General features: G+C 39.7%; 16 protein-coding genes. 1 reads left to right on the top strand and 15 read right to left on the bottom strand.

The genetic code is table 11. The features are described from left to right. Positions 1-16: 16 nt before the first annotated feature. Together QM877_RS00205 and QM877_RS00200 are read right to left on the bottom strand one after the other, a co-directional pair. A complete protein-coding gene (locus QM877_RS00205) occupies positions 17-697 on the bottom strand; it encodes an ABC transporter ATP-binding protein (protein ID WP_371607993.1) in 681 nt (226 codons plus the stop codon). A gap of 13 nt (positions 698-710) precedes the next feature. Beyond that, the gene (locus QM877_RS00200) at positions 711-1,766 is read right to left on the bottom strand and encodes an ABC transporter permease (RefSeq protein WP_414317190.1); all 1,056 of its coding nucleotides are present in this window, start codon (positions 1,764-1,766) and stop codon (positions 711-713) included. Between the two features lie 350 nt (positions 1,767-2,116). On the opposite strand from QM877_RS00200, the gene QM877_RS00195 reads away from it, so the two are divergent. Next, complete coding sequence (locus QM877_RS00195; RefSeq protein WP_414317189.1) at positions 2,117-2,392, top strand: DUF3270 family protein; 276 nt, start codon at positions 2,117-2,119, stop codon at positions 2,390-2,392. A gap of 108 nt (positions 2,393-2,500) precedes the next feature. Here QM877_RS00195 and QM877_RS00190 read toward each other — a convergent pair whose 3' ends face one another. The 13 genes from QM877_RS00190 to QM877_RS00130 form a co-directional block, all read right to left on the bottom strand. Then, complete coding sequence (locus tag QM877_RS00190) at positions 2,501-3,835, bottom strand: sensor histidine kinase (RefSeq protein WP_414317188.1); 1,335 nt, start codon at positions 3,833-3,835, stop codon at positions 2,501-2,503. Then, positions 3,828-4,499: a response regulator transcription factor gene (locus QM877_RS00185; RefSeq protein ID WP_000590623.1), complete on the bottom strand. Its 672-nt coding sequence runs from the start codon at positions 4,497-4,499 to the stop codon at positions 3,828-3,830. Before QM877_RS00185 ends, QM877_RS00190 begins: the two co-directional genes overlap by 8 nt. Before the next feature lie 116 nt (positions 4,500-4,615). Beyond that, positions 4,616-7,162, bottom strand: a complete 2,547-nt coding sequence (locus tag QM877_RS00180) for a M1 family metallopeptidase (RefSeq protein WP_414317187.1) — start codon at positions 7,160-7,162, stop codon at positions 4,616-4,618. Positions 7,163-7,284: 122 nt separating this feature from the next. Further along, a complete protein-coding gene (locus QM877_RS00175; protein WP_414317186.1) occupies positions 7,285-7,725 on the bottom strand; it encodes an ASCH domain-containing protein in 441 nt (146 codons plus the stop codon). Next, a complete protein-coding gene (locus QM877_RS00170) occupies positions 7,722-8,570 on the bottom strand; it encodes a putative PEP-binding protein (RefSeq protein WP_414317185.1) in 849 nt (282 codons plus the stop codon). Before QM877_RS00170 ends, QM877_RS00175 begins: the two co-directional genes overlap by 4 nt. Next, positions 8,530-9,048 carry an NUDIX hydrolase gene (locus QM877_RS00165; RefSeq protein WP_414317184.1) on the bottom strand — a complete coding sequence of 173 codons (519 nt, stop codon included), beginning with the start codon at positions 9,046-9,048 and terminating at the stop codon, positions 8,530-8,532. Before QM877_RS00165 ends, QM877_RS00170 begins: the two co-directional genes overlap by 41 nt. 39 nt (positions 9,049-9,087) lie before the next feature. Then, entirely contained in the window at positions 9,088-9,693 is a 606-nt protein-coding gene (locus QM877_RS00160) for a DUF6707 family protein (RefSeq protein ID WP_414317183.1), read from the bottom strand. A 51-nt stretch (positions 9,694-9,744) separates the two neighbouring features. Then, positions 9,745-10,116 carry an Imm51 family immunity protein gene (locus QM877_RS00155; RefSeq protein WP_414317182.1) on the bottom strand — a complete coding sequence of 124 codons (372 nt, stop codon included), beginning with the start codon at positions 10,114-10,116 and terminating at the stop codon, positions 9,745-9,747. A gap of 61 nt (positions 10,117-10,177) precedes the next feature. Beyond that, a complete protein-coding gene (locus QM877_RS00150; protein WP_414317181.1) occupies positions 10,178-10,516 on the bottom strand; it encodes a hypothetical protein in 339 nt (112 codons plus the stop codon). Positions 10,517-10,534: 18 nt separating this feature from the next. Then, complete coding sequence (locus QM877_RS00145) at positions 10,535-10,954, bottom strand: SMI1/KNR4 family protein (protein ID WP_414317180.1); 420 nt, start codon at positions 10,952-10,954, stop codon at positions 10,535-10,537. Positions 10,955-10,973: 19 nt separating this feature from the next. Further along, positions 10,974-11,309, bottom strand: a complete 336-nt coding sequence (locus QM877_RS00140) for a hypothetical protein (RefSeq protein WP_414317179.1) — start codon at positions 11,307-11,309, stop codon at positions 10,974-10,976. Positions 11,310-11,345: 36 nt separating this feature from the next. Continuing rightward, a complete protein-coding gene (locus QM877_RS00135) occupies positions 11,346-12,044 on the bottom strand; it encodes a 3-oxoacyl-ACP reductase (protein WP_414317178.1) in 699 nt (232 codons plus the stop codon). Then, positions 12,037-12,273 carry a DUF2829 domain-containing protein gene (locus QM877_RS00130; protein WP_000141913.1) on the bottom strand — a complete coding sequence of 79 codons (237 nt, stop codon included), beginning with the start codon at positions 12,271-12,273 and terminating at the stop codon, positions 12,037-12,039. The genes QM877_RS00135 and QM877_RS00130 overlap by 8 nt, the downstream gene beginning before the upstream one ends. Positions 12,274-12,302 lie beyond the last annotated feature (29 nt).

The raw sequence follows: 12,302 nt of genomic DNA, 5'->3' as shown, positions 1-12,302 counted from the left end.
TTCACTTTATATTCTTTTATGCTTGTATTTCTTCAACAAGGTGACCATCATTCATGATAAAGACACGATCGACCTTATCGAGAAGTCTGGTGTCATGCGTAATCATCACTACTCCTCTTCCCTGCTCATGTGCAATTGAAGCAAGCATATCCGTTACTTGGTAAGCTCTTTGGGTATCAAGACTAGCCGTTGGTTCGTCAGCAAGAACGATGCTAGGATTGTTATAGAGTGCTCTGGCAATTGCTGCTCGTTGACGTTCTCCCCCAGATAAGGCCTTGGGATAATAATTTTGAACTTTGTTCAGGTCCAACAAATCAAATAACTCTTGGCGGTCACTTTTCGAAGATTTGTCTTTATCTAGTCGATCAATTAGGTCTAATTGTTCCTTAACAGTTAAAAAAGGAATCAGGTTTGAAGCCTGTAATATAAAACCAAATTCCTTAAACCGAAGATCTGTTTTCTCTTTTTCAGTCAAATTACCCGTTTCTGTTCCCTTTACTAAAATCTTCCCACCTGAAGGCTCCTGCAACTGCCCTAAGGTGGTCAAAAAGGTTGTTTTACCAGATCCAGAAGGACCAACTATGGCAACAAATTCACCTGCATTTAGTTGAAAGTTCGTCTCGTGTAGTGCAATGACTTTCATATTTCCTTCTCCATAGCTTTTCGTCACTTGCTTCATTTCTATCAATGGTGTCATGTAGGTCTCCTTATCATTCTGCAATAGCCGTTATTGGATCAACCTTGAGCAAACGAGGGAGAGAAATCACTCCTCCAAGTAACGCCATCAAGCAAATTCCCAAACTCAATCCTAAATATGCTAACCAACTTGGATAGAAAACGAAGGTTGCAGGTAGAACAAGAATGACACCTACAATCGCCAATAAGGCTAGACCGATCCCAAAACCTGCCAGCAATATAATTTGACAAAAAAGCGACCAAACAATAGTTTTAACCTGAATTCCTTGGGCTCTCATAATTCCATAGAGGCCTAGTTTTTGAATGGTAATAATATAAATGAAAATACCAATAATAAGACCTGATATGATAATCATCGCTAAAATCATGCCTGAAAATACGTTTACTTGAGGTGTGTAGCCCGGAATATGGGCAATCATGTTTTGAATGGTTAATTGACTTAAACCATCAGCAGATAGCTGAACATCATTTTTTAAGACCAAATCAGAAATCGAGCGACCTGCATTCAGACTACCTTGCAAAGTCCAATAGCTTGTCAAATTTGTAAATACTACAGGTTCTGTAAAAAATTTATTCCCTTTCGTAAGTCCAACGATGATATAAGAATTTTCACTTCCATTCAGTTGAATGACATCGCCCAGTTTTATTCCATAGTTTTCTAAAGACTGATCCACGACAACTTCATTGTCACTTTCTGGGTAATGGCCCTCAATCAAGGAAGGAGAGATAAAACTATCCCAATCCTGTGCAAAAATAGAGATGTTTACCTTCTCACTATCATTGACGAGATTGGTCACCGCAAACATATACCCCAAAGGTGCTGCATCTTCGGAAACCTGATCCTGATAATTCTTTTCTGGAATAAAGGATGCTGTCAGATTATCATTTGCATAATCTGATAAAACAATTCCTGTCGCTTGCCAATTATCCACGGCTGCTCTATTATTTCTAACAAGCCCCAGAGCTAAACTTGTCATAAAAAAGACCATAAACGCTATAAGAAAGATCGTCGTTAAAATCAAACTATAACGAAGTTTATTTTTTAAAATTTCCTTGATTGCAAGATACACTGCAAATCTCCTTTTACTTTTCTAAGAGTGGAAAAAGCTCACTCAGCATCAAAAATAAAAGACAGAAAAATCTGTCTTTCATGCAAATCTTTTCATTCATCCTACAAAGTGGTTCTAAATCTACGGATACAACCAGCAATTGCTACTTATATTTATTTCGCTTCCTCATTACAAAAACTTGAACAGGCAAGATGTTTTGAGTTGTTCACCCATCCTATCACCTTTGGGTAAGAGTGTCAAGAAATTTGTTTCATCATTTGAAAACAGACTTTATTCTTTTTGTAACCTTACTGTAATAATTTTTTTCTTGAAAAATGGTAAAATGAAAGAGTACTGTTAAGGAGAGAATCATGCCCGTAAGAAAATATCAATCGTATGAGTTTGAAGAAGAGGAAACTCAAACAGCGCTCTATCAAGACTATGTTCCAGAAACCACTTCCGTTGCTAGTTTGAAGGAAGTCCTTTTCTTTGTAAACATTGCTTGTTTTTGCGTCTTTTTAGCTTTGTTTAGCTTTATCTTTTTAGCCCTCAAGTTTAATACAGTTCTGGCTTTTAGCCTAGCAATTGCCTTGAGTTTAGCAGCATCAAACATTCAACGTTCGATAATTAAGAAGAAATTATATTAGATTCAAAAGGTCGGGATTTTTGTCCCGACCTTTTTTTCTACGATAGCTAAAGAGCTGCGACTAGAAAAGCGATACTTGGTCTACCGCTTTCTAAGTCACAGCCTTTTTTTATTTATTTTTACGCTTGGATGGTGTTTGGATGGCGATTTTTACTTCAAAAATCGTCCCGTGTGGTTTGTTATCCTTAACACTGATGGTTCCTTTTAAGGCATCAACAATCTGTTTTGCTAAGGACAAACCTAACCCAAAGCCGCCTTTTTGGCGAGTACGAGCTTTGTCAACTCGATAAAAGCGATCAAAAATTTTCTTTTTATCTGCTGCAGAAATACCAATTCCATCATCAGCTACTGACAAATAGAGATTACGCTCCGTCGTAGCAATGACAAAATGAATATCTCCTTCTTCTTCTGTGTACTTGACAGCATTGTCAAACAAGATAGTCATGAGTTGTTTAAGAAGAAGCTTATCTGTTATGATGGTCCGATGAATACGATTTTCAAAATGAAAAGCACGGTTATTTTCAGACGCAATCATTTCATAGTTGGTAAAGGTTGTGTTAAAGAAATCCGGCTCTACCTCTCCTAACTCCGGTTTAATGCCGTCATCACGACGAGCTAAATTAAGTAGATTAGTCGTTAAAAAGCGCATGTTCCGAACTTCTTCTAGACTGGAGGCAATACTCTCACTTGACTCCATAATGGTTGCCTCAGGTTTTCTGAAAAGAGTTTCTAGACGATTTTGAAGAACAGCCAGTGGAGTTCGTAACTCATGACTGGCATTTTCCACAAAGCTCTGTTGCTTTTGCATACTCTCAAGCAAGGGTTTTACACTAACACGCGCAAGGTAAAGGCTGGCAAGGATGGATAAAATCCAGAAGCTAGCCATGACTACCACGATTAATTGCTCATGATTTTGACTGATTTGCTCTATCTGACTGGTATTCATCAAAACCGCTGCATACTTAATATTGGTCGAGACAGAATCAATGTTTATTTCAGATAGAATCACTCGGTAAATCTCGTCCTGACCGTAACTATTCTGAACATGAAGTTGTCGAATATGATTCAAATCCTTTTTATTAAAAGTAATCTTATCAAGACCTAAAAAGCGGTTGCCAGTCACTAATTGATTCAAATTTGAATCCAACAAAATCACTTCCGTATTGGAACTGACCGTTGGTTTTTTATCCGTTGATGGAGGAACGGATTGACTATTGAGATCTTTGACTTCATCTGTTGCTCGATTGACAGCCAACTGGATGACATCTTGAGGATTGCCACTGAGAGACAGAAGCTTCTCATCCACTGAGGTGTAGAGACTAGAGTGCATAACCTGCAAGATAATCAAGGTCATAGCAGAGAAAATCAGAGTAAATACTCCAAAGTTACGGATAAAGTAGCTAAAATCTTCTGCATACCAATTCTTTTTAAATTTATTAAACATGTTTTAAAATATACCCAACACTACGCAAGGTTTGGAGGTTTTCAGCAAAGACTGATCCCTTTAATTTCTTACGAACTTTTGATACGTAAACCTCTACGACAGAGATAGTCGTATCACTGTCGAATCCCCACAAACGGTCAAAAATCTGGGTTTTGGGTAAGATTACATTTTGATTTTGGAGGAAATAAACCAAGAGATCAAATTCTTTACCCAATAATTCAACAGCAGTCTCATTGACTTTAACCTCATTAGTAGAGAGATTGACAGTCAAATCACCATAGGAAAGGGTGTTTTCATTGAACTTACCAGAACGTTTAAGCAAGGCCTGGATACGCATCTTGAGTTCTTCTAGATAAAATGGTTTTGTTAGATAATCATCTGCCCCAAGTTCAAATCCGTGTCCCTTATCATCGAGACTTTCCTTGGCTGTCATGATCAGAACAGGAGTCGAAATGCCTTTTTCACGCAATTCTTTTAAAACTTGGAACCCATTTTTTTCAGGCAACATCAAGTCCAATAGAATCAAATCATAAACACCACTTTCAGCCTCATAAAGACCTTCCTCACCATCAAAAACCTGCATGACATCTGCAAAATCATCCAAGAAATCAAATACTGAATTAGACAGGCCTAGGTCATCTTCCACTAATAGAATTTTGATCATCAAAAATTCCTCCTTATTATACCTATTATAGCAAAAATATCTTAAAAAAAAACTCAACTTCCCTTGTTTTTCCTAGAGAAAGTTGAGTTTTTGGAATCTATTTAGACTAGAATCTTTTAAGCTTTGCTATATTGAGCTACAACTGCTTCAACTGCTGCTTTTTCACGCTTGATCAATTCAACGCGAGCTGCGATATCCTTAATCCCCATGCGGATATTACGGCTAAGGGCAAGGTCAGAAAGTTGTGGTTCATAGAATGCCTTGTATTCTGCTAAGCGTTGCTCTGTTTTAAAGATGTGTGATGGGAAGATGACAAAGCTGTCAAAACTCATATCACCACCAAGAGCTGCCTTAATCCAATCCCAGTTTTCACGTGCCCACACCCATACAGTTTCTTGAGTTGCTTGGTGTCCGAGGAATTGGAGATACCATGCTGAAAGGTCCTGTGGTTTCACGACAAATTTGTCCTTCCAAGTTGCAAGCAGTGTTTGGATGTTCTCTGCATCTGTCGCATAAGCAAGGGCTGCTGCTAATTGACGTTTAAAGGCGGCATCTGTCGCATGAGTATAAAGATCGAGATAAGTTGCGACCAATTCCTTAGTCTCATGGTGTTTCATTTCATTGATGAGAACTTGTGAACGAATAGCTGCTGGAAGTCCTGCAAGATTTTCTTTATGGGATGCGAAGATTTGACTAGCAACCTGACTAGCTTCTTCATCATTTGAACGAATCATCATAGAAATGGTTAATTGACGAACCAATTCATCCTCATCAGATTCACCCTCTTTAGCTTCGAAACCAAGACGATCATAGTTGTAACGAGCCAGTTTAGCAATAAGGGCTTTAAAGGCTTTTTCTGCCTCTGTTCCTTCATCAATGAAGCGTTCAAGGGCTGTAATAACTTGAGAAACTGCAGCAACAACTAGGTAAGATTCTTCTTGTGCCAATTGATCCACTACTGGAAGCAAGTCTGCGTATGAAATGTGCCCAGCTTCAGCAAGCAAACGACGTTCTTGGACGATTTGAAGTTTACTTGTGTTATCAAGTTCTACTAATTCTGAAAGAACAGCATCCAATAAGTCGCCTTGATAGTCTGTAATGTAATGTGCTGTATTTTCAGTGTTAAGACGAAGTGCTCCTTCATTTTCAGCAAGAAGAGCTGCATAACCTGGAATTTCGATGCTCTCAGTTTCGAGAGTATCTGGCAAGCCTTTCCAGTTACTGTTAAGTGGCACTACCCAGAGACGGTTCTTGTCTTCGTGTTCACCGATGAAGAATTGTTTTTGTGAAATCTTCAAAACATCATTTTCAACTGTGGCAGTAAGGACTGGATAACCAGGTTGCTCCAACCAAGAATCCATGAAGGCTGCTACATCACGACCAGATGCTTGTCCGAGTGCATTCCAAAGGTCACGACCAATGGTATTTCCGTATTGGTGTTTTTCAAAGTAAGCATGCAAACCTTTGGCAAAATCAGCATCCCCTAGCCAACGGCGAAGCATGTGCATGAGACGGCTTCCTTTGGCATAAACGATAGCACCATCGAAGAGCGTATTGATTTCATCTGGGTGGCTAACTTCAACGTGGACAGATTGAACGCCATCTGTCGCATCACGTTTAAGAGCAGCTGGCACTCCACCTGTTTGGAAGTCTTCAAAGATATTCCAACTTGGCTCGATGGCATCCACACAGACGTATTCCATCATATTCGCGAAACTTTCATTGAGCCAGAGGTCATCCCACCACTTCATCGTCACAAGGTTACCAAACCATTGGTGAGCAAGCTCATGGGCAATAACTAGAGCTACTTGTTGACGGCTGGCAAAAGTAGAGTTCTCATCCACAACCAAGTAAACTTCACGGTAAGTTACCAGACCCCAGTTTTCCATAGCACCAGCTGAGAAGTCAGGAAGGGCAATGTGAAGAGATTGAGGAATAGGGTACTTGACTCCGTAGTAATCTTCGTAAAACTCGATTGAGCGAACTGCGATGTCTAGTGAGAAATCAAGGTTTGAAAGTGGATGTGCCTTGGTTGAGTAAACGCCTACCAAAGTACCATTTTTTGTTTTAGCAGTTACCCCTTGCAAATCACCAGCAACGAAAGCTAGCAAGTAAGAAGACATACGTGGAGTTGTCTCAAATTTCCAGATACCAGTTTCCTTGCGGTTTTCAACGTCAATCTCTGGCATGTTAGACAAGGCCAATTCACCTTCTGCTTGGTCAAATCGAAGAGCTAGGTCAAAGGTTGCTTTGGCTTCTGGTTCGTCCACACATGGGAAGGCTTCGCGAGCAAAGTGACTTTCAAACTGAGTTGACAAAACTTCCTTCTTAACACCATCAACTGTATAGTAAGATGGGTAGATACCTGTCATGTTGTCTGTGATTTTACCTGAAAATGCTAGAACCAATTCAACTGAACCAGCTTCTTCAAGTTCGATATGAAGAGCTTCGTTTTCATTATCAACTGTAAATGGACGAGCTTGGCCTGCTACTTCAACAGAAGCAATCTCCAAGTCTTTTTGGTGAAGGGAAATACGGTCACTTTTAGCTTGACCAGTGATGGTTACTCTTCCTGAAAACGTCTTAGTCTCACGACTCAAGTCTAAAAACAAATCATAATGTTCAGGAACAAATTTTTCGATATAATGTTCTACTGCTTGCATCATATTCTCCTATTCTAAATTTATGAGCATATGCTCTAGTTCAAACATACCTATTTTATCATATTTTAAGTCAGAAAAAAGCTTTGGACGGTGATTTCCAAAACTTTCTTCCTTCTAGTAGTCTACAGAGGATAAACCTTGCGAAATTCTTCTAAAACGACCTTGCTGTCAGGTGTAAAAGTCAGTCCGGCCTCGCTCATCCACTCGGTGAAAACCTCCTCATGAACCTGACGCCAATAGGTCAGAGATTTGTCGCCTTCACCTTCCTTGTAGGCATGGTCGGCTGACACTTGATGGAAAGGCTGAACAGAAACCTTTGTAATTTCGATAATGCAGACAGCTTGATCTTGACTGTCTAAAACGACATCAAAGGTCCCTTCTTGTGGAAGGGGTTCGTCCTCTACTGCGTAAAGATCATAAGCTGAGGCAGTTGCTGTTTTTTCGCCTGTAAACACCAAATCCGCTAAAAGGTCTGGTTCCACTCCAAAAGCCCAGGCATCTATCTCATCTCCGATAGAGGGGTTGATTTTCTTGTAGGCATTCCACATTTCTTGAGGTGTCATGGGTTGCTCCTTTGTATTTTTTTACTTTCTTCTTTTACACGTTTGAGATGATCTGGATGGTCAATCTCTAAATTAAAAATCTCCGGAATAGAACTGTAGTGGATAATGCACTCAATCCCCATCTGATTCATTTTTTGTATGAAAGAAGGATTCAGATAGCCTGCTACAGCGAAATCTATCTTTTTCACCCTTGCTTTATCCTGCATCTGTCTCAGCATTTCTAACATAATGGGACTTTCCATATCATGCCACTGACTATTTCTCACAGTGGCAAAAACAAAAGAAGTCAAATCATTCATTCCCACTACAATCTTTGAAATACCAGTTTCCAGTATCCTGTCCAAATCAAAATAAGCTGATGGTAATTCAATCATTGTTCCAACTTTCCCAGTAAAACCATGCTGGCGCAATACTCTAATAGCTTGTTTTAATTGGTCGGCATCATTGACAAAAGGAAAAATAACAGACAGATTGAGATTGGTTTGATAAACTTCTGTAACAACATGTGCTTCAGCATGAAATTCATCCAAACACGCCAGTAAACGCCTAGTTCCTCTATATCCAAATAAGGGGTGGCGTTCATCAAAATACTCTTTAGTCCCGTCTAGATAATTTGCTTCTGCATTTGTTAACTCTGAAAAGCGATACCAGACTTCTTCATCTGGGTACAAATGGCAAATAGTGTCTAGATAATCTTTTACAAATTGCTGACAACTTGGTAACAGGATGTTTTGGTTGAGCTCTCTCAGCAAGTATTCGCCACGAATCATACCAACATGATGAAATAGTTGTGGGTAAATTTTTTCAACAATTCTTTCGCCACTGAGAGCCAGTTGATTTTGCATGTTTTACCTTCCAATTCTTATAGCTTGTCATGTCCAATTCTGGAAATCCTCGTAACTCTGCCTTCACCTTCAATACTAAGGGTGAGGCATTTTCTTCGGTAATCTGCTCAAGAGGAAGCCAAATTGCCTTTGCTGAATCATTGCTTCCGTCAAGAACCTCCTGAGGAAGGGATTTATGAGGGCCTTCGAAATCAAGTTCTATATCATAAAAGGCCATGATATGATGTACTGCGAAGTCTTGCCCCTCTTCTTGAACCATTACATCATAAATTCTAGAATTTGAATAACGGATAAGCGTATAGCCTGTCTCTTCCAAAACTTCTCTCTTGAGGGTTTCTGTCAAACCCTCACCGATTTCCTGACTACCACCAGGTAAATCAAAACGATGCTGATAAGGCCCTCTCGTTTTCTCAATGCAAAGCAATTTCCCATTCTCATAGCAAACGCCATAGACACCAAAGTGTTTTTTGATTTCCATATTCTACTCTTTCTAAAAGTCCAAGATTGCTAGAACACCTTATCCCTTAAAAGGAAAGAGGCTATAGATCTCATGCTCCTTGATATACTTCTTTAGTATCTCCATATTCTCTTCGATTTTTACTTGGATATCTGTCTCTTCACACGTTGACTCAGCAATAAAGAGGTGAATTTTTAATAAATCAGTCAGGTATAGCAGACGACGTTCCATTTCTGATTCAGGGCTTGGAGCCTGCTCGATTTTTGCAAGCTTTTGCTCCAAGCTATCACCATTCAAAAATCTCTGATGAACTCTCCTTCTTATTTTTTGAGTTGATTTCTCCCCTTGTTCTAATGGAGATAAAAGGAGTTTTTTATAGACGAATACCTGATTTTCTTTTTCTCTTTCCAGATAGGCCAATAAACCCAGAGAGCTATCAACAAAGGTCCAAGTGTTATAATTCCCTTCAAATGGAACTTGTATGATCCTATCTAATAATTCCTTAGCCATTTCCTCTTGGCCATCCAGATAAAGTAAATAGGCCAGATGATTTAGCGATTCGAGATAACTAACTTGGGTCTTCTTATTCTTTTTTAAAATTTTATCTAAATAGAGATGTAGGTCTGGATGATTTTCCACTAGCTCAACTACTTCTGATAGCTTCATCTGAAATCCTTTCTATTCTTTTTTAAAATAATTTAAAGAGATTTTAGTCAACTAATCCAACTCTGCTCTACTGAACAAGTCTTTCATAGCTTCGATATCATCGCAAAATTCTTTAAATTCTAAAGAGAATTTAGCCAAGGCGTCCACCTTGGAAGAATAGGCACAAAACATACTTCCTTCAGGATCAAAGTCGATAGCATCGCTTAATTCAGGCATTTTTTCCTCCAAAAATAGCAAAGCTAGCGATTCCCAATCGTAGCCATTTCCTTCGGCTCCTTCGTCTTCTCGAGTATCAAACACTTCCTGTCTATATTCTCCATCAGGGTAATAAATGAGCGACCCTCGAACATTTTTAGGATCCTCATCATATACAAGCAGGCTAAAAGGGGCAATTTTTTCATTTATGTTTTCGTAATCTATCATTTCTTAACTCCTTATTGTATTTGTTAATTATCAATGAAACTGCATAAATCTAGTATGCTTACTAGCTTTCAAAGGTCATAAAGCAATCATGCTGATTATAATAATTCAAAGCTTCGACCAAGTCTTGGAGACTTACATCTGGTTTTTCTTCAAGTGCGACTGCAAGAACGTCAATCAACTGCTCTCCATAGTAGACTAGCCGGAGATCTTGCTCCGATGCATCAGCAGGATAGACATCACTGTCTTCCACGACATCTGGATAATCTGATACCCAATAAAGGCAATCCAGTTTCAGTTCTCCATCCTCCTTGCCATAGAGACAAAAATTATCTGAAGATAACTGGTCCACGCGCAGCTGCTGGATAATCTGCTCTAGTGAAAGTTCTTGGTGTTTTCGCATCCCTTCTCCTTTTTCGTCTTAGTCTTCAACAAAGGAATTCAGAAAATCCTCAAAAGACGGCCATTGGCCGTAGATCTCGGCTGTTTCTTCTAGAACATAGAAGTACACCTTGCCATAATCCTCTGCCCTTAGAGAAAGTGCATAGTTGCCAGAACCAGGATCATAGGCGAAATGGAGAAGGTCTGTTGCCTTAAATCCCGCAGGTACCACCTCATCATCAAACCATGTAAAAGACTTCCTCATCTCCTCAAGTGAATTAAAGGAATTGAAAGGAAAGAGGTGATGTTCATCGTGGACATCCCTTACTTGGGGCTGGCCACCGTTGTACTTGAGATAAAAGTCCATCATAGCCTCCGGTAATTTCTTCCCCATAATCTCCTCAAATTGTAAAAGGTCTTCTTTTGAAATCGGTGAATCTTCATCAAGCATCCTAAACATGATTACTCCCTTCAGTTTTCTACAATTCTTCTTCCAATACCTTATCAATAAATTCATAGACGTTCTTAGCAACTTTTTTCATTTCTAAGGAACCTAAAGCACCCAGGTCATTTTCATAAATGCAATCATCAGAATTTTTCTTGATAAAGTAAGCCAAATCTCCTTCCTGTCCAATCATAAAGTAATCTGGCTCTACTTCCTCAATCTGATAAGTCTCATTTCGCTCTTGAAGATCCTCCTTAGCATACAAACAGATGCCTGAATCTCCAATTTCATAGGGGTCAATCTCTTCCCACTCTGATAAAAACTGATAGTAGAGATTGGGCAAGACAAATCCAAACTCATCTCTTTTCATGGCTTACCTCCACATATTCACTGAGTATCAACTATATTACTTCAAAGACCAACCACCATCAATAGTCAGGATTTGTCCATGCATGGCACTCGCTTTTCCACTTGCTAAGAAAAGGCTAATCTCTGCTACTTCTTCTGGTTCTATCCAGCGTTTGATGGGGGTTGCACTTGCCACCCAGTCCGCCAGACCGCCTGGTTCAAAGTCAGCTGCCGTCATGCCCGTCTTGACTGCACCAGGAGCAATCCCAAAGACCTGGATACCTGCTTCTGCATAGTCCAAAGCTAATTGCTTGGTAAATCCAGCCAAGGCGTGTTTAGAAGAGGTATAGGCGTGACCACCACCGCCTGCTAGATTTGAAGCGATGGAACACATATTGATGATAATCCCATGTTTATGTTCCAACATGTTTGTCAGATAATAGCGGGTCAACTCTACTGGAGTTACGTAATTAATTTCAAAAATCTCTTGAATTTCTTGGGCGGATTGTTCTAGTAAGGGCTTGTAGTCATCCAAAACTCCAGCAGTATTGCACAAAACATCCACCTGAGGACACCAGTCAAAAATAGGCTCCAAGTCCAAGGTCAAATCTCTCTGTAAAAAGTGGAAATCACCCTCTAAGAGTGGATTTCCACCTTGGTCCACTCCATAAACTTGATAGTCCTTCTCTAAAAAAAGTCGAGCCTGAGCCAATCCGATACCTGAACTCACTCCTGTAATGAGTACACGCCTAGTCATGCACTTCTACCCAATCTGTCGCCAAAACATCACAAGGTGTCGGACTCCACATGGAAAAACCTTCTCCTTCTCCAGATACGTTGATGAGGAAATAGGGTGTCACTTCAAGAGCGACCCCGTTTTGCTCGATAGTGTCAAAAAGTTGGACATAGTTTTCAGCTCCACCCCAGCCAGTACGTACATATTTTTTCTTAGCCTTTAGTCCAGGCAAAATTTCTTCAAATGTCATATTTTTCTCCTCTGTTATCTATGAATCTC

The organism is Streptococcus infantis (assembly GCF_047463655.1).
Taxonomy (GTDB): domain Bacteria; phylum Bacillota; class Bacilli; order Lactobacillales; family Streptococcaceae; genus Streptococcus; species Streptococcus infantis_Z.
Note: the sequence above shows the minus strand (reverse complement) of the source record. Positions and strands in the feature narration are given on the sequence as shown.

Coding starts and splice junctions, on each gene's coding strand:
- QM877_RS00205 (WP_371607993.1), bottom strand. CDS start 697: ATGACACCATTGATAGAAATGAAGCAAGTGACGAAAAGCTATGGAGAA.
- QM877_RS00195 (WP_414317189.1), top strand. CDS start 2,117: ATGCCCGTAAGAAAATATCAATCGTATGAGTTTGAAGAAGAGGAAACT.
- QM877_RS00190 (WP_414317188.1), bottom strand. CDS start 3,835: ATGTTTAATAAATTTAAAAAGAATTGGTATGCAGAAGATTTTAGCTAC.
- QM877_RS00185 (WP_000590623.1), bottom strand. CDS start 4,499: ATGATCAAAATTCTATTAGTGGAAGATGACCTAGGCCTGTCTAATTCA.
- QM877_RS00180 (WP_414317187.1), bottom strand. CDS start 7,162: ATGCAAGCAGTAGAACATTATATCGAAAAATTTGTTCCTGAACATTAT.
- QM877_RS00175 (WP_414317186.1), bottom strand. CDS start 7,725: ATGACACCTCAAGAAATGTGGAATGCCTACAAGAAAATCAACCCCTCT.
- QM877_RS00170 (WP_414317185.1), bottom strand. CDS start 8,570: ATGCAAAATCAACTGGCTCTCAGTGGCGAAAGAATTGTTGAAAAAATT.
- QM877_RS00165 (WP_414317184.1), bottom strand. CDS start 9,048: ATGGAAATCAAAAAACACTTTGGTGTCTATGGCGTTTGCTATGAGAAT.
- QM877_RS00160 (WP_414317183.1), bottom strand. CDS start 9,693: ATGAAGCTATCAGAAGTAGTTGAGCTAGTGGAAAATCATCCAGACCTA.
- QM877_RS00155 (WP_414317182.1), bottom strand. CDS start 10,116: ATGATAGATTACGAAAACATAAATGAAAAAATTGCCCCTTTTAGCCTG.
- QM877_RS00150 (WP_414317181.1), bottom strand. CDS start 10,516: ATGCGAAAACACCAAGAACTTTCACTAGAGCAGATTATCCAGCAGCTG.
- QM877_RS00145 (WP_414317180.1), bottom strand. CDS start 10,954: ATGTTTAGGATGCTTGATGAAGATTCACCGATTTCAAAAGAAGACCTT.
- QM877_RS00140 (WP_414317179.1), bottom strand. CDS start 11,309: ATGAAAAGAGATGAGTTTGGATTTGTCTTGCCCAATCTCTACTATCAG.
- QM877_RS00135 (WP_414317178.1), bottom strand. CDS start 12,044: ATGACTAGGCGTGTACTCATTACAGGAGTGAGTTCAGGTATCGGATTG.
- QM877_RS00130 (WP_000141913.1), bottom strand. CDS start 12,273: ATGACATTTGAAGAAATTTTGCCTGGACTAAAGGCTAAGAAAAAATAT.